The following is a 21239-nucleotide window of genomic DNA, read 5'->3' as shown; positions in this document are numbered from 1 at the left end:
GGAAAATGATGGGAAAATTAATAGAATGTTGCGGAAAAATAGCAGATAAACCATATCATTTCAGGCTCACTGATACAAATGTATATTCGATAGAGGAAGTCTGCTACTATATTTACAACAATATATATATAATACGCGAGCAGATATTTGACAAAGATTTTTCAATGTGGCTTAGAAATGAACTTGGAATGACAGTAGTTGCAGACAAGATAGACAGCATGAGATTTGACAAGAGAAAATTAAAAGACATTGTTGTAACGATTTGCTGCAGTTGTGATTACTATGATGAGGAGCAGATAAATGAACTTATCGGTGTGATGGATTCTATAGAAAATCTTTCAGAATGGCAGAAATCAAAGATAAAAGCAGATAATTATTCAAGATTTGGTCTTTATGAAAAGGCTGTTGAGGAGTATGCGGCAATCTTGGAAAAAGATGATATGCTCGGTGCCAATGATGAGGATTATGGAAAAATATATCACAATATGGGAACTGCTTTTTGCGGACTAGGTGCATTTATAAAAGCATCTGATAGTTTTGAACACGCATATGAAAAAAATAAGAGTACAGAGTCTTTATATTCTTACTTTTATACGCTTAAACTTACCGGAGACAAAAAGCTGTTTGATAAGGCGGTAAAAAAACTGGATGTGGAAGTTTCGGTTTTAAATAAAATAATGGAACAATTTGCAGAAATAAATGATGAGACGAGAAATTCAAAGAATGTCCGTCGTATCATGAAATTAAAAGAAACAATGAAAGCGGGATACCTTGAAGAATATTATCATAAGGTAGATGGCTATATAAAACAGTGGAAAGAAGAATATAGAAATGAGATAGGTGCGGACGGCAGCAGATAGCAGCTGCTATAACTATCGTATGTTAATGACCGGATAGTAATATTCGGAGTTAGTTAGAAAGGGCAAAAGATATATATGTTTTTTTTTAGCAGGAGAAAAAAGAAAAAAGACCATGATAATATAGAAGATGTAGTGGAAAAAGGGACAGATGAAGAAAATTTAAAAGGCGAAATATCCGGAAATAGTGAAAAATATGAAACTTATGAAAAAAAAGATGACGGTATCAGAAAACAGATTGAACAGGAAATGCTCACGCAGGATAAGCCTGTAACAACCGGAAAAACAGATACAATAAGGTTTGTGAGAAATAACTGTGAAGCCATAGCTGAAAACGAAAGACAGATAGCTGAGGCAAAAAAAGAATATGAAAAAGTAACATCATATTTGACGGATATTCAGCATATCGACATGGCAAGGGAAGATGAGTATCGTGAAATAAAAGATATATGTAAAAGTATTCTCACACTTACGCAGGAGAGAAGTAAATACAAAAACAGAAATCTTACGATAAGCGATGCACAGATGCGTAAATTTGAGCCGTTTGAAGATGAGCTTGTCGATGAGATAAAGAAAATGTATAATGCCCAGGCATATCAGGATGCGATAGAGGGAGATATAAAAAATCTGAAAAAAGAAAAAGACTCGCTTTATTCGCAGAGAAAGGAAATCATAGCAAAGCAAAATGCACTTAAAGGTATGACAAAGGTACTTGCGGTACTTATAATCTCACTTATAGTTCTTCTTATAGTGATATATTATGCCACAAAAACTGATATGACGCTGCCTTATCTTGGTGTTGTTGCACTAGCCGGAGTTTCAGCGGCGATGCTCGTATTTGAGTCATCAAAAAACAGGCGTGACATAATACTTGTTGAAAGAAAGATAAACAAGGCTATAACGCTTTTAAACAAGGTGAAAATAAAATATATCAATAACATCAATGTGCTCGACTACAATTGCAATAAGTTCGGTGTGAAAAATGCAAAGGATTTCGAGGAAAAGTGGAATGAATATTGCAAAATGCGTGAGTATGAGAAAAAATTCCGTGAAAATACGGAAATGCTCAATGCAAACAATGAAAATCTTGTTATCATGTTAAAAGAACTTGGGGTTAAAGATGCTGATATATGGATAAGCAGATGTGAGGCGATAGTTGACAGCAGGGAAATGGTAGAGATACGCCATGAACTTAATCAAAGGAGGCAGATGCTCAGGGAACGCATAGAAAATAATGAGAAGCTCAAAGAGGGGATAATAAGCCAGCTTGATGCAATGATAAATGCACATCCGGAGATAAAGGGAGAGCTGCTCGGAATAATAAAAGAGTACAGTAATGTGTAAAAAAAGATAAAAAACACGCTTGACATATAAATGTCGCTGTGCTATTATGATTTATGTTGCGTGAGCAAATGCGAAGTAGAGTTATCCACTCTCACCTTAGCACCTATGAGTGACTCGGGTTTTGATTAGATATAATTTACGGTTATTATAGATAAAATGTGGATAGACTTTGCTATCCACATTTTTTTTAACATTAAAAAGTATATAATTATTTGGAGGTGCACTACAATTAGCGAATTAATGATTAATGAAAGAATCAGGGACAGAGAAGTCAGATTAGTAAGTGAAAGCGGAGAACAGCTTGGTATCATGTCATCGAGGGAGGCATTAAAACTTGCAAGAGAGGCAGATTTAGATCTTGTAAAGATTGCACCAAATGCTAAGCCACCGGTTTGTAAGATTATTGATTACGGTAAGTACAGATATGAGCTTGCGCGTAAAGAAAAAGAAGCAAAGAAAAAACAGAAGACGATGGAAGTCAAGGAAGTAAGACTTTCTCCGAATATTGATACAAACGACCTGAACACAAAGGCAAATCAGGCGAGAAAGTTTATCACAAAGGGAGATAAAGTCAAAGTTACTCTTCGTTTCCGTGGAAGAGAGATGGCTCATGTAAACTACAGCAAACAGATACTTGACAGTTTTTATGAAAGACTTGAGGATATTGCGGTAGTTGACAAAAATCCTAAGATGGAAGGTCGTTCAATGGTTATGTTCTTATCACAGAAACGTTAGGATTTTAAAGAGTTGGTAAAGCTTGTCTAAAAGACATTCTTTAGATGGAATTAATAAAGTTCCGATAGATAAACATATGTTAAGGAGGAAATTATCATGCCAAAAATGAAAACCAAAAGAGCAGCAGCTAAGCGTTTTAAGACAACAGGAACAGGTAAGCTCATGAAGATGAAGGCTTATAAGAGCCATATCTTAAATAAGAAATCTACAAAGAGAAAGAGAAACCTCAGAAAAGCAACAGAGGTTGATGCTACAAACGCAAAGATGATGAAACGTATTTTACCATATTCAAAATAATTTAGGAGGATAGATCAATGGCACGTATTAAAGGCGGTTTAAATGCAAAGAAGAAACACAATAGAGTATTAAAGCTTGCAAAAGGTTATAGAGGAGCAAGATCTAAGCAGTATAGAGTTGCAAAGCAGTCTGTAATGAGAGCTCTTACATCTTCCTTCGCCGGAAGAAAAGAGAAGAAGAGACAGTTCAGAAGACTCTGGATTGCCCGTATCAATGCAGCAGCAAGAATGAATGGACTTTCATACAGCAAATTTATGTATGGTCTTAAGCTTGCAAATGTAGATCTTAACAGAAAGATGCTTTCAGAGATGGCAATCAGCGACCCTGAAGGTTTCGCAGCACTCGTAGAAGTTGCAAAATCTAAGCTTGCATAATTGATTCATAAAGCAGAAAATATAAGGGAAGCTGTTGCATAGTGAAGTGACAGCTTCCCTTTTAAGAAATGAGGAGTATTATGGGAAAATTTCAAATTGAAAAATGTGGTGAGATTGATGGTCTGTATCTGATTCAGCCTACAGTATTTGGCGATTCAAGAGGATACTTTATGGAAACTTACAACTATGAGGAGTTCAAAGAGGCAGGACTTGATATGGTATTTGTTCAGGACAACCAGTCAAGCTCTACTAAGGGAGTTCTAAGAGGGCTTCATTATCAGAAAAAACACACACAGGGTAAGCTTGTAAGAGTTTTATCGGGAGAGGTTTTTGATGTTGCTGTTGATATAAGAAAAGGTTCAAAAACTTACGGAAAATGGTTTGGTGTGACATTAAGTGCCGAGAAGAAAAATATGTTCTATATTCCTGAAGGGTTTGCACATGGATTTTATGTATTATCGGATACGGCAGAGTTTGCTTATAAATGTACAGATTTTTATGATCCTTCATCAGAAGCAGGCATTAAATGGGATGACCCTGCAATAGGCGTAGAATGGCCTATACTTGATGGGACAACTCCAAACATATCTGAGAAAGACGGAAAGCATCCTGCATTTACAAATGATATAACACTTGACTATTAATAATAGATTATTAAAAAGATGTTAAGAAATAAAAGGTAACAGTTCAGTCTTGCATTTCTTACATTCATAAACCTGCCAGCGAGCTGTCAGTCGCTGCTTTGCAGCTTTTGTTTATTTCATTTCAGAAATGAAAGGCTATTCTACCATAAAAAGCTACTTAACAATACAATGAACAAGCTCATTGTATTGCCAATTATCTTTTTATGGCTGAACTGTTACAATAAAAGGCATAATGTAATATGTGAATGTTGCATTATGTCTTTTATTGTTATATTATGATATCAGGGTCAAGCCATCAGATAGCAATTTGTAAGTAAACATATATTGCTATCTGCTTTTGACTCGTGTATCATAATATAAAAATATAAATATTGTTGGTGAATTGACAATAAACTGCCATCAAAGGAGATTATAGTAGGGATAAAGTATGAGAAATAAAATTTCTTATACCATGCACGAAGATAGTGCATGAATGGTGATAAGTATAAAATATTATGATTTTTATACTTATTTGGGTAAAGTGTAATAATGAGAAATGGAGAGTAAATATGTATAAGATGGCAGAAAAAATGAGAAGAGGTATTAGTTTTTTAATGCTTGTTCTGGTCTTTCTGGCAATGGGTATGGCAGGGGTCAGGACTTCGGCAGCAGAGAAGAATACTACAAGCATAAATTCAATTAGAAACAGAAATAAAAAAAGTGTTGATGAATATGAGTTGAGCAAACAAAAAGATGAGATAATCGTAAAGGAAAGGAAAAGTTTATCTGTTCTGAATATAAAAAGAAAATGTAATATAGAATTTAGCAGTTCAGACACTAATGTACTTGGTGTAAAAAAATTATCAGATAATACCTGTGAATACCGTGGAAAAAGAGTGGGAAGTGCTGATATAAATGTCAAGATAACAAAGCCGGGATTTTTGTTTATGCCGGATACCACTTATTTGAAATGCAGAGTAGAAGTGTCGCCAAAAGCCGTCAGCATACGCTTTACAAAAAAGAAAATTAAAATAAAATCAGGTAATTCAAAAAAGCTTAAACTGACGACCAGACCAAGTATTTCAAAGGAAAAAGCAACATTTGTGTCATCTGATACAGATATTGTGCAAGTTGATTCAAAGGGCAGGATTACGGCAGGATTTATAGGAACTGCAACAATAACTGCGAGAATATCAAATGGAAAAATTGCAAAGTGCCGGGTTGAAGTAAGAGCACCGGGCAGCAATAAAAAACAAAAGGATTAAAATGTTTTAACTTAAGGAGATGAGGTGTACCATGCAGTATATTTTAATAGCTGATGATAATAATGATATAACTGATATTTTGTCTGTTTATGTAAAGAAAGAGGGGTATGAGCCCATTATAGCTAAGGATGGAGTTATGGCAGAGGATATGTTTTTTAAATACGAGCCTGCGGCTGTCCTTCTTGATGTAATGATGCCTTTTAAGGATGGATATGAAGTGTGCAAGAGCATAAGACAAAAGTCGGCAGTGCCTATTATCCTTATAACGGCAAGAGGTGAGGATTACGACAAGATAATGGGACTTGATATAGGTGCAGATGATTATGTAGTAAAACCTTTCAGCCCAAGTGAAGTTATGGCTAGGCTTCGTGCAGTATTGCGCCGTATAAACCGTGATGAAGTATCAGCAGACTCAGATTCGGTATTAAGAATAAACAATATGGAGGTAAATCTTGACGAGTATTCTTTTATGGTAGATGGAAAAAAGATTCCACTTACCAAAAAAGAAGTAGAGACAATGTGGACACTTGCAGGCAATCCAAACAAAGTATTCACGAGAGATAATCTTTTAGACAGTCTTTGGGGATATGATTATTATGGAGACAGCAGAACAGTAGACTCACATATAAAGAGACTTCGTGCAAAGATAGATTCAGTGGAACATCCGGCGTGGAGTATAAAAACAATATGGGGGGTAGGATACAAATTTGCGATCAATGAAGAAGATATGTAAAAGAATATCCGACAAAATAAAAGGCAATGATATATCTATAAGGATATATGTATCATTTGCCTTTGTTTTGATATTTACGGGTTTGCTGACTGGTGCAATATTTATAAATTTATATCAGAAAAATTATGTTCGTTCCTATACGGAGCTTCTTACAAAACAAGGGAAAATGATTTCAAAGCGTGTCTCTAAATTTGCAAGTAAGAAAAAACAGTCACAGTTTCAAAGATATAATGTATATATGGATGAAATAGAACAGGCGGAAAAAACTGACATATGGATAGTTAGCAATGAACAGGCAGAAAATCCCTTAGATGAGGATTATACAAATGCTGAAATTTCAAGAGAAACCATTACAAAACAGATGGGTATTGTAATGGAAAAAGCATATAAAGGACAGATTTCCTCAAATGCAGCTTATGACCAGGTATATGGAATGGTAATACTATATGTAGCTGTTCCGATAAAAACCGTTAAGACAAAAGAGGTATGTGGAGCTGTTCTTATGGTGTCGATGGTAGACAAGCAGACGATGGGAATAGATGAGGGAAAATATCTTATAAGCATAAGTCTTTTTATATCGGCTGTCGTATCAATAGCTTTAGGTTTTGCATTTTCAAAATACCTTTCAAGACCGCTTGAAAAAATAGGAAGATATATAAATCGGATAGCGGCAGGAGATTATTCAGGTATAAATGTTAAAAAGCCGGGAAGCCAGATAGGTAAGCTTGAAAATAATCTTGATGATCTTTCAAAACGGCTGCATAAAGCAAAAATTGAGCGTGAAAATCAGGAACAGCTTCGTATGGACTTCTTTGCAAATGTTTCACATGAACTAAGAACTCCTATAACTGTTATGCGTGGTTATACTGAAACTTTAAATGACGGAGTCATAACGGATGAAGCGATGGTAAATGAATATTACCGCAAAATGCTCACAGAATGCCGCAGTATGGAAAGGCTGGTAGGGGATCTGTTCATTTTGTCCAAAATGCAAAACCCTGATTTCAAGATAGAAAAAGAACCGGTCAGTATCAGACAGGTATTTGGTGATGTGCTCCGCAGTGCACGCGAGATAGCAAGAAAGAAAAATATAACCATAACTCAGAAATTATTAGTGGATGATGAAGAACCCTGCATGATTCTTGGAGATTATGAAAGACTCAGACAGATGTTTATGATAATAATAGACAATGCCGTCAAATTCTCGTATGAATCCGGGGAGATAATAATCTCCATAGAAAAAAGAGTTACCCCAAAAAAACAGGCAAAGATATATGTTTCGATACAGGATTTCGGAGCCGGAATATCAAAAGAAGCATTGCCATATATATTTGAAAAATTTTATAAATCAAAGTTGAAACAAAATCAGAAAGGAACCGGACTTGGTCTTATGATTGCAAAGCAGATAGCGTTAAGACACGGCTGTGATATTATGGTTGAAAGTGAGATAGAGCAAGGAACAAAATTCGCTTTTGAGTTTGAAGAATGTGTTTCTATGGATGAATATGAATAAATATTAAAAATGTGGTTGTATTTTTTTACGAAAGTGTATATACTATTAGTAACAAAAGCATACATGCCTGGGGTGTTCGATACTCCTGATATTTTGAACCTACACTTTTGAATTGGGATTCCTATATCTATATGAGGATGCCAAGCCGCCACCTATAGCAGCGGAAGGCAGAATCATATGTGCGGTTGCCCACCTAGCACTCGCTAGGACTCAAAATTCGGGACACGGCACTTTGGGTATGCTTTTTTTGAATAAAAATACTTAACGACAGTTAAAAATGAAATGGAGGAAACAAAAGTGGCACAGAAAGGTGATTTATTATCATTCCGTCCGGACATAAAGGTACTGGACGCAACAATTCGTGACGGAGGTCTTGTCAACGATTTTTATTTTACAGACGAGTTTATCAGAAATCTTTATCTTGCAAATGTAAAGGCAGGAGTAGATTATATGGAATTTGGCTATCGTGCCGACAAAGAAATGTTTGATGCAAACAAGTTTGGAAAATGGAAATTTGCTGAAGATGACACTATCAGAGAAATTGTTGGTGATAATAACACAGACCTGAAGATTTCCATTATGGCAGATGTAGGAAGATGTAACTACAAGCAGGATATACATGACAGGGCAGACAGTCCTGTAGACCTTGTAAGAGTAGCAACATATGTAAACACTATGCCGGCAGCACTCGATATGATAGAGGATGCTCACAAAAAGGGATATGAGACTACTTGTAATATTATGGCTATTTCAAATGCAAAAGAGTCAGATATAAACACGGCACTTGAGATGCTCGGAAACAGTCCTGTTGATGGAATTTACATAGTTGACAGCTTCGGTTCTCTTTTCCCTGAGCAGATAAGAAAAATATCAGAGCAGTATATGGAAATCGCTGATAAGTACGGCAAATATATCGGTATGCACGCACACAACAATCAGCAGCTCGCTTTTGCAAATACTATAGAGTCATGTGCACAGGGTGTATCTTACCTTGATGCAACAATGGGAGGAATGGGCAGAGGAGCAGGAAACTGTCAGATGGAGCTTTTACTTGGTTTCCTTAAAAATCCACAGTACAATCTTTTCCCTATAATCAAATTTATTGAAGAAAATATTGAGCCGCTCAAGGCAGCAGGAGTTGAATGGGGATTTGCTATTCCATATCTTCTTACAGGTCATTTAAACCAGCATCCGCGTACAGCTATAGCAGCCATGAAAGCCGGAAGAAAAGACTATACTGAGTTTTACCGTGAGATTATCGACAGAGATGACTGATAAAGTTTCGATGTTTACATAAAAGTGTGGGTAAAACAGCTTATTGAAATTGTTAAGAACATAGCCGCTGATATGTTGTGAGTAATCAGCAGACATAAAAATTTGGTAGAGGAAGTGTCATAAGTTTTCTATTACAGCTAACAGAAATGTAAAGTCTGACTGTTATTGTAGTGAAAGCGGACACTTCCTTTTTTATATTATCTTTTTATGGCTGAACTGTTACTGGGATTATAATAATTGTGATTATAAGAAAAGTGTACTATAATAAAAGCGAGTTGTTATTAACACCTGCGGTGCGGACGACAACAAAAATGCCGCAAGGCAAAATATAGAAAATATTAAGGGAGAATAAAAGTGAGTATAGATAAAAAGAACGAAAAGCCCATAGGAGTATTTGACTCAGGGGTAGGGGGGATAAGTGTACTTAGAGAACTGGTAAAGATAATGCCAAACGAAAATTATCTGTATTTTGGGGATTCAATGAATGCTCCCTACGGAACAAAAGAAGTCAGTGTGATAAGAGAGCTTACTATAAAAAATATTGAGAAACTGTTGGATATGGGTGCAAAATCGATAGTAGTAGCTTGCAATACTGCGACAAGTGCCGCAGTAAGAGTGCTCAGGCAGATGTATCCTGAGATACCGCTTGTAGGTATAGAACCGGCAATAAAACCCGCCGTTGAATATAAGGAAAAATCGAGAGTGGTAGTGATGGCTACACCGATGACTTTGAAACAGGAAAAATTTCAGAACCTTATGAAAAAATATGAAAATCAGGCAGAAATAGTGCCGCTCCCATGTCCGGGACTTATGGAATTTGTAGAGAGAGGCGATTTAGAGGGGGAGGATCTTTACAATTATCTGTCGATTTTATTTGGTTCGGTAAACAGTAAAAAAATTGACTCAGTTGTACTTGGATGCACACATTATCCATTTGCAAAAAAAGCCATAGAAGCTGTAGTAGGTAAAGATGTGCAGATATTTGACGGTGGTGAGGGAACAGCGAGAGAAATGCGAAGAAGGATGCAATGTGCATCACTTATAAATCCTTCTAAAGAGAAAGGAACGGTGAAATTTATAAATAGTAAAGACACTGAAGAGGAAAGAGAATTATGTGAATTTTTATTAAATTTAAAAATGTAATGATATAAGGGTGAAAAATAGGCGGTAATGAATTATATAAGTTTAAGAGAGGAAAGGGGTTAGGGTAAAATGGTAAATAACAGGGAAGATATTGAGGAGTGTTTTCTAAAATGTTCTACAGAGACAAGGCAGTCTTTTATGGCAGCTTTACAGATGGTGTATGATGAGGTTTTTGAAATAAATCCATATGATGACTGTGTATATATTTTAAATAGCAGATATGATACAGCTATGTGCGGCATGACGGTATGTTATTCAGATTTTTTTTGGGAATATGTAGATGCTATGGTTTACTTATATGATTGTGAGGAATTCATATCAGATTTTGAGCCGGAGGCATTAAGGAAATTTGCAGAGTCAGAGGATATGAAACAGGAGAAGAAATTTGTAAGACTTAGAACAGATACAAATAAAAAAGAATGGTATATAGCTACATTAATAAAAAATCCGGCTGACAAAAGAAGAATCATACTTCTGATGAAAAACGAAAATGAAGTATGTATAAATGAGATGCAAAAAAAGGCAATCATGGAGGACTATGATTATGTAATAGGTATAAATATACAGAATGAAAAGATAAGCATATACAGCAACAATGAAGCAAAATATGGACATTCAACATTATATAATGTCTTTTATGAAAAATTTTTAAACCAGCGAATAAAAAAATATGTATTAAGTGAGTATGCCGAAAAAATATCAGAAAAAATGCAGCTTGAAAATATAAAAAGACAGTTAGAAAAAAATGAAGTTTACATATGTTACGCAACTATGCAATATCGTGGAGAAATATTTCATAAAAAATTCAGGTTTGTGTATCTTGATGACAAGAAAGAAACAATACTTCTTTCACAGATGGATGTGACTGAACAGATAGAAAGGGAAGAAAAGAAAAATGATGCGGTAAAGATTGCCGTTCAGGAAGCAAGAAAGGCAAATGAGTCAAAGAGTTATTTTCTTTCAAGGATGAGTCATGATATGCGTACACCGTTAAATGCCATAATAGGCATGGACATGATAGCGGCATCACATATAAATGAAACAGATAAGGTTATGGAAAGCTTAAACAGCATACTTTATTCAAGCAAAAATCTTCTGGAGCTTGTCAACGAAGTGCTTGATGTAAGTAATTTTGAGCGTGGAAAATTTTCGCTTAATGATGCGGTATTTTCATGGACAAAAGAGATAGAAAATATTATGCAGCTTATAAGACCTCTTGCAGATAAAAAACATCTTGAATTTGATACAGACTATAAGAAGCTTCGGTTTGAAAATGTGGTTGGTGATGCAAAGCGTATAAGACAGTTATGTATAAATCTTTTGAGTAATGCAGTCAAGTACACTGAAGATGGAGGAAAGATTTATTTTTCAATATCAGAGAGAGGTGTAGTAAAAGAAGAGACAGATAATATTTATATGGAATATGAGATAATAGTGAAAGACAATGGGATAGGTATTTCCGAAGAATTTATGCCATATCTGTTTGAGATGTTTGAAAGAGAGAAAAAGGTTCTTGGAGAAAACATATCAGGCACGGGACTGGGTATGACGATAGCGAGAAATCTTGCAAGGCTTATGGACGGCGATATATATGTCGAGAGTAAAGAAAACGAGGGTACGAAATTCAGTGTTACCTTAAGACTTAGATTACCTGCACCCGATGAATCAGTGACAACAGATGATATAAATATGGGAATATCAGGTGGAGTTATACGGTTTTAGGTTAAATTTTAAAATGCAAAGGAGAAAAAAGATGAGTTATTTTCCGTTTTTTGTTGATATATCGGATAGGGAGTGTCTTATTGTCGGAGGTGGAAAGATAGCATACAGAAAGGCGTGTGCCGTACTTAAGTATGGTGCAAAGGTCTTAGTCGTTGCACCAGAGATATGTGAGGAATTTGAACTATTAAAAAAAGAATATACGGGAGCAGTAAAGACTTGGCAGAGGGAATTTACTGACTCAGATACTGACAACAGATTTTTTGTGATAGCGGCAACTGACGATGAAAAGATAAATAAAAAGGTATCAGAAATCTGTTTTAAGAAAAACATACTTGTAAATACCGTTGACAGAAAAGAATATTGTAATTTTTACTTTCCATCAATAGTAAAAAAAGGGGATATAGTTGTCGGTGTCAGCAGTGGAGGTAAAAGTCCGGTACTTGCAAGAGAGCTTAGAAAAAAAATAGAAAATGCTATACCTGACAATCTGGAAAAGATAAATGTATGGCTCGGAAAATTAAGACCATATATCAAAGAGAATATACCGGAAGAAGAAAAGAGAAAAGAAGTATTTGAAAAGATATACAGAATGTGTGAAAAAAAAGGAGATACACTGACGGAGGAGGAACTAGACAAGGCATTAGAAGAGTTATAAAGCACATAAATGTGCAAAGCAGCAACATTATAACATTATAAGAAACAATTAATAGTAAGCAGAAGTTACAAAAGACATAAAATGTAATTAACGGCAAAAGGCATTTATTCGGATAAAACCGGTAAATGCCTTTTTTGTGTTGAAAAATAAGGTCAAGTCATAAATTTTTCTTAAAAAAATCTTAAAGGTTTACCTGCTTTTTTCTTAAAAAAATAAAGCGTAGTATATTAGGTATGAAAAAATTTAAAAAATTTTTAAAAAGTTGCAAGGTTTTGGGTTTTTATTTTGTTTAGTATAGTGAAGGGCATAAAATTAGTTATGTGAACATAGGTTGACAGTTGGTATAAAGTGCATGGGCGGGAGGAAACAAAAAGTATTCCTGCTACTAATTGACTATGGGACTTAACAGATATTATGTCAAATATGGAGAAAGGAGGAAGAAAATTTGAGAAATCATTGGTGCAAAACAATACTGTTGGGAATTTTGGCAGTTACTATGATATTAGGAAACTCAGAAAAAACATTAGCTTGTGACAATCTTGAATGTGAACAAAGTTCAGAAATTGTTACATTATCATCAGGAATGAATAATACCAGTAGACATTTAACCGTGTCAAAAGGTACTGCTGAGATGAAAATAAGCTACATAGCTGAGACTAAAATGGATTCAATAGTGGTTTCGGTCAGACTGCAAAAGTATAGTTCTGGAACATGGAAGAGATTAAAAATCTGGGATGATGTTAAGTCTTCGGGAAGAATGATTACAGTAACGAAGAACTATAAAGTGACATCCGGTGGCAAGTATAGAGCTAAGTTTGTTGTTACTACAAAAAATGGGAATAGCCAGAAGACAGAAACATTCTTTTCTAATGTAGTTAATTATTAGATGAGAAACTATGTTTAAAGGAAAATTATTAAAAGTGATAAGGATTATATGTAAAATTTAAAGAAAAAGAAAGAGAGGAAGATTTTATGAATATCGAAAAATTAAGAAGATGGTTTCTGTAATTATTACAGCAGTTATTATTTTTACAACGCCCAATATGGCATTTGCTGCCAATAAAACTATTCATATTCCTAAGCTGAATTCAGGATATAAAAGGTTATTAGCTAAAAGAAGCGGTAATTATTATACCGTTAGAGCTGTATGTCATTCGGCATGGAAGAATGATGATACTAGTAAAAATGTGCAGGCTATAAGATTTGATTTACAAAATAAAGATAAAATTACTATGTTTAATAAAGAAATAGTACTTAGAGTTGGTGCTGCGGCAGGTACATATAGTATTAAGGATAGCATGCTGAAATATAAAGATGTATATTTTTGTTTTTGCACAAACAGTCCTGCTTATACAGCAGATACAAATGTAGGATATAATCCAAGATAGTTTTTTATGAATGCTTAGAAATTTTATTACATCTCTGTTTTATAAAGATGACATTTATATTTTAAAACAGAGGTGTAAATATTGTTCAAATATCAGTGTATTTAATTGGAGAAAAATATGTATAGATTATTTAAAAGTCAGTTAAAAAATATTTTTTTGACAAAATCTTATAAGATTATGATGTTTATCATATGGGGATGTATAGTTTGTGTATATATTATGAATGTAAAAGATTATTATGGATATGAGCTTTCACAGATGCAGTCATATGTTGAAATAAGTAGTATTTCGAGTGGAAGGTATGCATTAACGCGTATAATTGCAATTGTTTTTCCGTTTGTTTCAATAATTCCCGCTGGTTTTTCTTTATTTGGTGATATTAAAACAGGGAGAGAAACATATTGGATTTATAGAGTTGGAAGAAAAAAATATTATATGACAAAAGCTGTGGCAGTATTTGTTTCGACATTTATTTGCTTTTTTATTCCGCTATTATTTGAAAATATAATTAATTATATAACATTTCCTGCAAATGTGCATGGTAATCGTTATTTTTGTTCTTTATATTCAAGAGAGTATAAAACAATTGTAAAATATATGTTTTTTAATATATATTTTAAACATCCATTTATATATCAGTTAATAATGATAATTTTATTTAGTGGAATAGCGGCAATGCTTGGATTTGTTACTGCAGCAAGCTCATGCATTATAAATAAGTTTGCCGCATTTTTGTTTTTGCCATGTTATCTTTTAATACAAATTATTGATGGCATGAATATATATGGCAAATTTTCAGATTATATAGAAACATGTAGTGCTGTCGTTAATGTATATAAATTCATAAAATTTGGTATAGTATGGAGCGGTATTATCTTTGTGGCAAGTGGTTTGTTATTTTTGAAAGCGAGAAGGGATACATTATGAAATATTATGCAAAATTTTTGCCGCTGGCAGTTGGGTTTAGTATAATTTTATATGGATTAAGAAGTTATATGAGTGCTGATGGTTTGAGTCTTCAACATTATATTGTTTACAATCATTGTGGTGAACTTATTAAATTTACAACTGCAGAAATGGTGTTAAGAATAAGAAATCTTTTACCGTATTATACATATGCTATAATATTTTCAACATATATATATAGACATTTTTGTTATAGCAGTGTTTATATTTTTTCGAGGTGTCAAAAGCGTGGATGGTGGTTTAGAGGAGAAGCTGTAAAACTTTTAGGATATACTGTGATTTATGTGCTTTTGTTAAATATATCTGCTTTGCCAATTGTTATGATGAAATATCAAATTAGCATTGATAATGTAGGAGTTAAATTTTTAGCAGTACATATTCTGGTTATGAGCCTTTGGTTATACGGAATAACAATATTTGCAAATATTCTGGCAATTTTGTTTGGCAGTAAAGTGATGGTAATAGGAACTTTTTTGTTACAAATATTGTTATTTATGAGTGTAGGTAATGTATCTGTAGGAGAAACTAAAATTACAAAAATATTAAAAATTAAATTTAATTTAAATTTTAATATGCAAATGCTGCCGGCATTACATAAGTTTAGGGGAATGAATAAAGACATTATTGATGGTTTGGGAATTAGCATTAAGTATCAATGGTCAGTTTTATATATGCTTATAGTAAATGTTATTATAATAGCAATAGGGACTGTAATTATAAATAGAATAGACATAATTGATACCGACAAGGAGGTTGATTAGTAAGTATGGTTGAACTAAAAGCAGAAAATATATCAAAAAAAATTAAAAAAAATATTATATTGAACAATATAAGTCTTTATTTGACAGGTGGAAATGTATATGGTTTTGTAGGTAGAAATGGTTCTGGAAAGACAATGCTTTTTAGAGCATTATCAGGACTTATTAAAATAGATGAAGGTAAAATTTATTATAATGGAGAAAATATATTTTCAAAAAATTCAGTATTGCCAGATATAGGAATGATAATAGAAAATACAGGAATGTATCTTGAATATTCGGGGTTTAAGAATCTTGATATTCTCGCAGGAATAAATAAAAAAATAGGTAAAAAGGAAATAATAGAATCACTTGAACGCGTTGGACTTGATCCGAGGGATAAAAGAGCGGTGAGAAAGTATTCACTTGGGATGAAGCAAAGGCTTGCTATAGCACAGGCAATCATGGAAAAACCAAAAGTTATTATGCTTGATGAACCAACTAATGGACTTGATCAGGAGGGGGTAAATCTCATAAGAAAGGTTATTGCGGAAGAAAAACATAGAGGTGCTATTATTCTTTTGGCAAGTCATAATTCGGAAGATATAAGAGTGTTGTCGGATAAGATATATAGAATGGATATGGGAAAAATAAGTTTGGAGAGAGAAAATGGATAGTAGAAAAAAAATAAAAATAATTTTTTTGTTTGTTATATTCAGTGGGTTTTGTGTATGTGGTTTAATTGTGCGAAATTCCATAAAAGACAGATGTAATGACGAAAAAGCAAGGGATAATTTTAATGTAGCATATTTGTCAGAGGATTTAATGGGACTTATGGAACATGTTGATGAAGATTTAGATAGGAGTAAGAATATTTTTGTTGGAAAAGTTACGGGAAAGCTTCAATATGTTTTTGGTAATGCTGTACAGAAAATAAAAGTTACAAAAGTTATTAAGACTAAAGATGGGATGACATCAGGAGAAGATATATTGCTTTCGGGGTTATATACTTTGGACTTGACAACAGAAAATTTTAAGGAAATTTATACAGATACGGGGTTCATGGATTTTATGAAAATGGGAGACGAATATCTTATATTTGCAGATGGAAAATTATCTAAAGAAGTGTCAATGGGACAGAATGTATATCCTATACATAAAGAGGCTATTACATTTAAGACGATAAATTTGTCAGATAAAAAAAGCCATGTATGTAAGAAATACATAAACGAAGATGGAAAAGCAGCTACTACAAAATATAGTCAGGTAAAAGGGTGTGAAATAGCTACTAATAGCGGGAAAGTTTTAAAAAAATTTTATCAGATAAAACATAAAATATTAAAGAAATATGGAGTTGGTTCTTGAGAAAGTGATAGAAGTGGAAAAGGGGGAGGACTAGTTATATAGAAAGGATGTAGTATAAGGGACATAGAACCAAGAAGTGTATGAAAAAATAAAGTGAAATATTACTGTTTGTACCGTTGGCATCAACAGTAACAAATAAATGAACGGAGGAAAAGATTTGAAGAAGAATAAACTTGATTGGGATTATGAAGAACAAGAAAAATTTGATCAGCTATATAATGCATATTCAAAGCTTATGTATTATATAGCTTTTGATGTCTTAAAAGATGAAGGTCTTGCTCAGGATGCGGTGCAGGATGCTTTTATTAATATTTCTAAAAGTTTTTCAAAAATAAAAGAAAAAGATTGCCAGGAACTTAAGGGATTTATTGTTGTAGTAATTAGAAGAGTAGCAATAAATATGTATAATAAACGAAAAAGAAATAATGTTGTATCATTTGAAGAATTATATGAAAAAGGTATTTTGAGTAAGCATGGATTAAAAGAAGATAGTACATTTCAAAATGATTTTACGAAATCAGCTAAAGATAATAAGGTTGTGTATTATATACGCAAATTGCCTGAGAAATATGCAGATATAATGTTGTTTTATTATGTTTATGGTTATACTGCTGATGAAATAGCCAAAATGTTTGATATGAATATAGCAACGGTGTATTCATATCTGAGCAGAGGCAGAAAAAAGCTGGAGAAACTTCTGGATGGAAAAAAAATTTTGATTAGTTAAATGATGGTAGGGAGGATAAGTTTATGAACGATAAGGAAATAAGAGATTATCTTAAAGTGTATGAGAGAGAAGTGGAGAAAAAATATGATGATGTTGACTTGGAAAAAATTCAGTTACCCAGTGACTTTAAGGAACGGACAATGGATAAGATTATTAGTGGGAGAAACGATGAAAAAACCACAGAATACAGGAAACATAAAATTTTAAGATTACTTACTAAAGCTGCTGCTGTAGTTGTTTTTATAAGTTCGGTTTTATTCGCTGCCACAAAAATGGATGCTAATATATTTGGATTTGATGCTTGGAAAACGACAAAGACAGATAAGGATTCGGCTGGAAATTTTGGTATAACTTACGACAAAAATAAAAAAACAAAAGAAAATGGAGCAGATAAAGCTAAAAAAAGAAAAAAAGATTTTCCGGATTATGTGCCTGAAATGTATAAGATAAGTGAACAAAATACTGATGATGACTTTGGTTATATAAAATGGACTAAAAATAAGAAGTATTTATTTTATTCAAAAAATAAAATTTTAAAAGACGCCAGATATTCAGAAAGGGATATAGATGGCAGAAAAGTAAGGATTGCCGGTTATGTGGGTTATATATATGAAGAACAGGGGGAGAGAACATTGCAATGGAATGATGATAAATATATAAATACCATTGGTACGGACGATGATATGGCTGAAAGTGAGTTGCTTAAGATGGCTGAAAGTCTGTATTAATCATGTTACTTCTAAAGCATACTTGACCACTGGGTTATATAGGATGTATTATAATTAAAAATAAATGATGCCGCTGTGGATTGCATTATTGTTATCGATTTTGCACATTGCATCAGACAAATCCGATATACATAGAAACGAGGTCAGTATGATTAGGATAGGAACAAGAAAAAGTAAACTTGCTTTAATTCAGACAGAGCTTGTCAAAGCTCAGATCTTAAAATATTTTCCGAATGAAAAAATAGAGATTGTCCATGTGGTTACGCATGGTGATAAAGTTCTTGATAAGCCGCTCGGTGAGATTGGCGGCAAGGGAGTTTTTACGAAAGAGATTGAGGAAAAGCTGCTCGATAAAACTATTGATATTGCCGTCCATAGTGCAAAGGATGTGCCTATGGAACTTGCGGACGGGCTTTGTCTTGGGGCGGTTCTTTTGAGGGATGACAACAGGGATGTTATTCTCAAAAGAAAAGAAACAGGAAAAATCGGTGCAGGCAGTATCATCGGAACAAGCAGCTTGAGGAGAGAAATCCAGATAAAGCAGATATATCCGGATGCTACGATAAAATCACTGAGGGGCAATGTCGGAACGAGGATAGATAAATTAAAATCAGGTGAGTATGATGCGATTATTCTTGCGGCGGCAGGTTTAAAAAGGCTTGGTCTTGACAATGATAAGGAGCTTGATTATATATACCCTGACGAGGAGAAATTTATATCTGCGGCAGGGCAGGGGATTCTTGCAATCGAGTGCAGAAATGGTGATTTAAAAGATGTTATGGCGGCACTTGATGACAGAAAGGCAAGGATATGTCTTGAAGCTGAGCGTGAATTTTTAAAATGTCTTGACGGAAGCTGTAATGCACCATGCGGTGCTCATTGTACGGTGGATGAGCACGGTTTTAATTTCAGGGGAATGTATGCTTATGATGGAAAAACTCCAAAGTATGCTGTTATAAATGAAAAACCGGATGAACAGTGGGGAAAAATCTCTAAGCCTGTCAATGCCGATAATACGGATTTAAAATTTGCCATTAGTCTTGCAAAAAGGCTTGTGGATGTTTTGAAATCTGATGCTAAGAATACTGATATTAAAAAAGAGAATGGAAATACAAAATGTTGTTTAAATTTAAAATCAGATAATGGAAATATTGATAAAAAAGACATTGATATAAATACGAAAAAAGATGAACTAAAAAAGTCATTTACTGGTAATAAAGGAATGGTTTCTCTTGTCGGTGCAGGTCCGGGAAAGAGGGATTATCTGAGTATCGAGGCTCTAAGATGTATTAAAAAGGCGGATGTTATCGTATATGATGCCCTTATCTCACCGTCAATATTAAATGAAGCGAAGATGGATGCAGAGCTTATCTATGTTGGAAAAAGGGCTGATAAGATTTATAAAAAACAGCCTGAGATAAACGAACTTCTCGTAAATCTTGCTTTGAGCGGAAAATATGTTGTGCGTCTTAAGGGGGGTGACCCCTTTATTTTTGGCAGAGGTGGCGAGGAGGCTTTAGCACTTAAAAAAGCGGGGATAAGATATGAAATCGTGTCAGGAATTTCTTCTTCGTACAGTGTTCCGGCAAGTGCAGGTATTCCGGTAACGCATCGGGGGGCTGCTTCATCGGTTCATATTATTACGGGGCATGAACATCCTGCAAAGCCATCAGAAGCTCTTGATTTTTCTGTTATTGCAAAAGAGGAGGGAACTCTTGTATTTCTGATGGGACTTAGAAGTCTTGGAAATATCTGTGAAAAACTTATCAAAAACGGAAAGAACGAAGAAACTCCCGTGGCTGTTATATCAAAAGGAATGACGGCAAAACAGAGGACTGTATATGGAAATCTGCTTACTATTAAGGACGAGGTCCGAAAAAATAATATAGAAGCACCGGCAATAATAGTGGTCGGTGATGTTGTCGGAGTCGGAAAACAGATATGTGAGTGGCAGAGCAAAAATGAAAAAAAAGTGCTTAGCGGAAAGCGAATACTTGTAACAGGTTCAAGGAATATGGCGGACAGTCTTGAAAAAGAATTTGAGCAGTACGGCGGTGAGACGATTGCGATAAGCCTTGTTGAGACAATACCTGATTACAGTGATTGTGATGATATATTTAATAATCTTGAAAAATATTCATGGTTTATCTTTACAAGTGCAAATGGTGTAAATATTTTCTTTGACAGGCTGAGAAATTTAAGAGTAGATATACGAAAACTTGCAAATGCCAGATTTGCCGTAGTGGGTACATCGACAAAGAAAGCACTCGAAAAATACGGTTTATATGCGGATTTTATACCATCAAAATTTACATCAAAAATATTGGCGGAGGAATTGTCAAAAGAATTGACAGATAAGGATAAAATACTTATTGTAAGAGGAAAGCAGGGTAAAAACTTTATCGAGGATAAATTTAGTGAAATGTCGGTTGAGTTTGATAAAATCTGCATTTATGAGACAATTCAGGACGAAAGGCGTGCTGACGAAGTAAAAAGGATATGTCCTGATGTTGATTATATTGTTGTGACAAGCGGTTCAGGTGCAAGAGCATTAAGGAACATGGCAGGTTGTGAGCATGACAATATCGTTGCTATAGGTCCGGTGACAAAGAGGGACTGCGAGGAGGCAGGACTGAGGGTGAAACTTGTTGCAGAGGAGTTTGATGCAAGAGGTATTGTGGATGTTATAATAAATGACATTGCGAAAAAATTTTAGATTGTGTTGATTGTACAGTTACCGTACAATCTATTGCAGGTAAAGATTGTTTTAAAATAGATATTATAATTTAAGA

22 protein-coding genes, 1 other RNA gene and 1 other annotated feature are annotated in these 21239 nt (G+C 34.1%); all 23 genes read left to right on the top strand.

Annotated elements, in window-relative coordinates:
- The first annotated feature begins 8 nt into the window (after positions 1-8).
- The 23 genes from DW721_RS08640 to hemC all read left to right on the top strand — a co-directional run bounded on the left by DW721_RS08640 (position 9) and on the right by hemC (position 21163).
- Positions 9-860 (top strand): tetratricopeptide repeat protein, encoded by an 852-nt coding sequence (locus DW721_RS08640; RefSeq protein ID WP_055944678.1) that lies wholly within the window; start codon positions 9-11, stop codon positions 858-860.
- Between the two features lie 75 nt (positions 861-935).
- Positions 936-2201, top strand: coding sequence for a hypothetical protein (locus DW721_RS08635; protein WP_118745497.1), 1266 nt, complete (start codon positions 936-938; stop codon positions 2199-2201).
- A 67-nt stretch (positions 2202-2268) separates the two neighbouring features.
- Positions 2269-2395, top strand: a sequence feature (ribosomal protein L20 leader region).
- A 46-nt stretch (positions 2396-2441) separates the two neighbouring features.
- Complete coding sequence (gene infC / locus DW721_RS08630; protein ID WP_055944674.1) at positions 2442-2936, top strand: translation initiation factor IF-3; 495 nt, start codon at positions 2442-2444, stop codon at positions 2934-2936.
- Between the two features lie 96 nt (positions 2937-3032).
- Positions 3033-3233 carry a 50S ribosomal protein L35 gene (gene rpmI / locus DW721_RS08625; protein WP_022014892.1) on the top strand — a complete coding sequence of 67 codons (201 nt, stop codon included), beginning with the start codon at positions 3033-3035 and terminating at the stop codon, positions 3231-3233.
- Positions 3234-3250: 17 nt separating this feature from the next.
- Positions 3251-3607, top strand: coding sequence for a 50S ribosomal protein L20 (rplT, locus tag DW721_RS08620; RefSeq protein WP_022014891.1), 357 nt, complete (start codon positions 3251-3253; stop codon positions 3605-3607).
- Positions 3608-3687: 80 nt separating this feature from the next.
- On the top strand, positions 3688-4251 hold the full coding sequence (rfbC, locus tag DW721_RS08615) for a dTDP-4-dehydrorhamnose 3,5-epimerase (protein WP_055944671.1): 564 nt from the start codon (positions 3688-3690) through the stop codon (positions 4249-4251).
- A gap of 548 nt (positions 4252-4799) precedes the next feature.
- Positions 4800-5495, top strand: a complete 696-nt coding sequence (locus tag DW721_RS08610) for an Ig-like domain-containing protein (RefSeq protein ID WP_182436278.1) — start codon at positions 4800-4802, stop codon at positions 5493-5495.
- A 31-nt stretch (positions 5496-5526) separates the two neighbouring features.
- Positions 5527-6228, top strand: a complete 702-nt coding sequence (locus DW721_RS08605; protein ID WP_118745495.1) for a response regulator transcription factor — start codon at positions 5527-5529, stop codon at positions 6226-6228.
- On the top strand, positions 6212-7741 hold the full coding sequence (locus DW721_RS08600) for a HAMP domain-containing sensor histidine kinase (RefSeq protein WP_118745494.1): 1530 nt from the start codon (positions 6212-6214) through the stop codon (positions 7739-7741). The genes DW721_RS08605 and DW721_RS08600 overlap by 17 nt, the downstream gene beginning before the upstream one ends.
- A 61-nt stretch (positions 7742-7802) precedes the next feature.
- A non-coding RNA gene (ssrS, locus tag DW721_RS08595) (6S RNA) lies at positions 7803-7984 on the top strand.
- Between the two features lie 54 nt (positions 7985-8038).
- On the top strand, positions 8039-9016 hold the full coding sequence (locus tag DW721_RS08590) for an aldolase catalytic domain-containing protein (protein WP_022014961.1): 978 nt from the start codon (positions 8039-8041) through the stop codon (positions 9014-9016).
- A gap of 354 nt (positions 9017-9370) precedes the next feature.
- Complete coding sequence (gene murI / locus DW721_RS08585; RefSeq protein ID WP_347560366.1) at positions 9371-10159, top strand: glutamate racemase; 789 nt, start codon at positions 9371-9373, stop codon at positions 10157-10159.
- Positions 10160-10228: 69 nt separating this feature from the next.
- Positions 10229-11881 carry a HAMP domain-containing sensor histidine kinase gene (locus tag DW721_RS08580; RefSeq protein ID WP_118745493.1) on the top strand — a complete coding sequence of 551 codons (1653 nt, stop codon included), beginning with the start codon at positions 10229-10231 and terminating at the stop codon, positions 11879-11881.
- Positions 11882-11912: 31 nt separating this feature from the next.
- On the top strand, positions 11913-12536 hold the full coding sequence (locus DW721_RS08575; protein WP_182436277.1) for a bifunctional precorrin-2 dehydrogenase/sirohydrochlorin ferrochelatase: 624 nt from the start codon (positions 11913-11915) through the stop codon (positions 12534-12536).
- Between the two features lie 445 nt (positions 12537-12981).
- On the top strand, positions 12982-13422 hold the full coding sequence (locus DW721_RS08570) for a hypothetical protein (protein ID WP_118745491.1): 441 nt from the start codon (positions 12982-12984) through the stop codon (positions 13420-13422).
- Between the two features lie 109 nt (positions 13423-13531).
- Positions 13532-13924, top strand: coding sequence for a hypothetical protein (locus DW721_RS08565; RefSeq protein ID WP_118745490.1), 393 nt, complete (start codon positions 13532-13534; stop codon positions 13922-13924).
- A 219-nt stretch (positions 13925-14143) separates the two neighbouring features.
- Positions 14144-14851 (top strand): hypothetical protein, encoded by a 708-nt coding sequence (locus DW721_RS08560; RefSeq protein ID WP_147355394.1) that lies wholly within the window; start codon positions 14144-14146, stop codon positions 14849-14851.
- Entirely contained in the window at positions 14848-15651 is an 804-nt protein-coding gene (locus DW721_RS08555; protein ID WP_022014968.1) for a hypothetical protein, read from the top strand. Before DW721_RS08560 ends, DW721_RS08555 begins: the two co-directional genes overlap by 4 nt.
- Before the next feature lie 5 nt (positions 15652-15656).
- Positions 15657-16304, top strand: a complete 648-nt coding sequence (locus tag DW721_RS08550; RefSeq protein WP_118745489.1) for an ABC transporter ATP-binding protein — start codon at positions 15657-15659, stop codon at positions 16302-16304.
- Positions 16297-16992 (top strand): hypothetical protein, encoded by a 696-nt coding sequence (locus tag DW721_RS08545; protein WP_118745488.1) that lies wholly within the window; start codon positions 16297-16299, stop codon positions 16990-16992. The genes DW721_RS08550 and DW721_RS08545 overlap by 8 nt, the downstream gene beginning before the upstream one ends.
- A gap of 157 nt (positions 16993-17149) precedes the next feature.
- The gene (locus DW721_RS08540) at positions 17150-17719 is read left to right on the top strand and encodes a sigma-70 family RNA polymerase sigma factor (protein WP_022013867.1); all 570 of its coding nucleotides are present in this window, start codon (positions 17150-17152) and stop codon (positions 17717-17719) included.
- Positions 17720-17742: 23 nt separating this feature from the next.
- Positions 17743-18447 (top strand): DUF4367 domain-containing protein, encoded by a 705-nt coding sequence (locus DW721_RS08535; protein WP_022013866.1) that lies wholly within the window; start codon positions 17743-17745, stop codon positions 18445-18447.
- 148 nt (positions 18448-18595) lie between these two features.
- Positions 18596-21163 carry a hydroxymethylbilane synthase gene (hemC, locus tag DW721_RS08530; RefSeq protein WP_182436276.1) on the top strand — a complete coding sequence of 856 codons (2568 nt, stop codon included), beginning with the start codon at positions 18596-18598 and terminating at the stop codon, positions 21161-21163.
- The last annotated feature ends 76 nt before the right edge of the window (positions 21164-21239 follow it).

It is taken from the genome of Clostridium sp. AM27-31LB, assembly GCF_003480745.1.
GTDB lineage: Bacteria > Bacillota > Clostridia > Lachnospirales > Lachnospiraceae > Butyribacter > Butyribacter intestini.
This window is presented reverse-complemented; position numbering and strand designations above follow the sequence as displayed.

Bases quoted from the DNA above. Each gene is read 5' to 3' on its own strand.
- DW721_RS08640 (WP_055944678.1), top strand. From the start codon at position 9: ATGGGAAAATTAATAGAATGTTGCGGAAAAATAGCAGATAAACCATAT.
- DW721_RS08635 (WP_118745497.1), top strand. From the start codon at position 936: ATGTTTTTTTTTAGCAGGAGAAAAAAGAAAAAAGACCATGATAATATA.
- infC (WP_055944674.1), top strand. From the start codon at position 2,442: ATGATTAATGAAAGAATCAGGGACAGAGAAGTCAGATTAGTAAGTGAA.
- rpmI (WP_022014892.1), top strand. From the start codon at position 3,033: ATGCCAAAAATGAAAACCAAAAGAGCAGCAGCTAAGCGTTTTAAGACA.
- rplT (WP_022014891.1), top strand. From the start codon at position 3,251: ATGGCACGTATTAAAGGCGGTTTAAATGCAAAGAAGAAACACAATAGA.
- rfbC (WP_055944671.1), top strand. From the start codon at position 3,688: ATGGGAAAATTTCAAATTGAAAAATGTGGTGAGATTGATGGTCTGTAT.
- DW721_RS08610 (WP_182436278.1), top strand. From the start codon at position 4,800: ATGTATAAGATGGCAGAAAAAATGAGAAGAGGTATTAGTTTTTTAATG.
- DW721_RS08605 (WP_118745495.1), top strand. From the start codon at position 5,527: ATGCAGTATATTTTAATAGCTGATGATAATAATGATATAACTGATATT.
- DW721_RS08600 (WP_118745494.1), top strand. From the start codon at position 6,212: ATGAAGAAGATATGTAAAAGAATATCCGACAAAATAAAAGGCAATGAT.
- DW721_RS08580 (WP_118745493.1), top strand. From the start codon at position 10,229: ATGGTAAATAACAGGGAAGATATTGAGGAGTGTTTTCTAAAATGTTCT.
- DW721_RS08575 (WP_182436277.1), top strand. From the start codon at position 11,913: ATGAGTTATTTTCCGTTTTTTGTTGATATATCGGATAGGGAGTGTCTT.
- DW721_RS08565 (WP_118745490.1), top strand. From the start codon at position 13,532: ATGGTTTCTGTAATTATTACAGCAGTTATTATTTTTACAACGCCCAAT.
- DW721_RS08560 (WP_147355394.1), top strand. From the start codon at position 14,144: ATGAATGTAAAAGATTATTATGGATATGAGCTTTCACAGATGCAGTCA.
- DW721_RS08555 (WP_022014968.1), top strand. From the start codon at position 14,848: ATGAAATATTATGCAAAATTTTTGCCGCTGGCAGTTGGGTTTAGTATA.
- DW721_RS08550 (WP_118745489.1), top strand. From the start codon at position 15,657: ATGGTTGAACTAAAAGCAGAAAATATATCAAAAAAAATTAAAAAAAAT.
- DW721_RS08545 (WP_118745488.1), top strand. From the start codon at position 16,297: ATGGATAGTAGAAAAAAAATAAAAATAATTTTTTTGTTTGTTATATTC.
- DW721_RS08535 (WP_022013866.1), top strand. From the start codon at position 17,743: ATGAACGATAAGGAAATAAGAGATTATCTTAAAGTGTATGAGAGAGAA.
- hemC (WP_182436276.1), top strand. From the start codon at position 18,596: ATGATTAGGATAGGAACAAGAAAAAGTAAACTTGCTTTAATTCAGACA.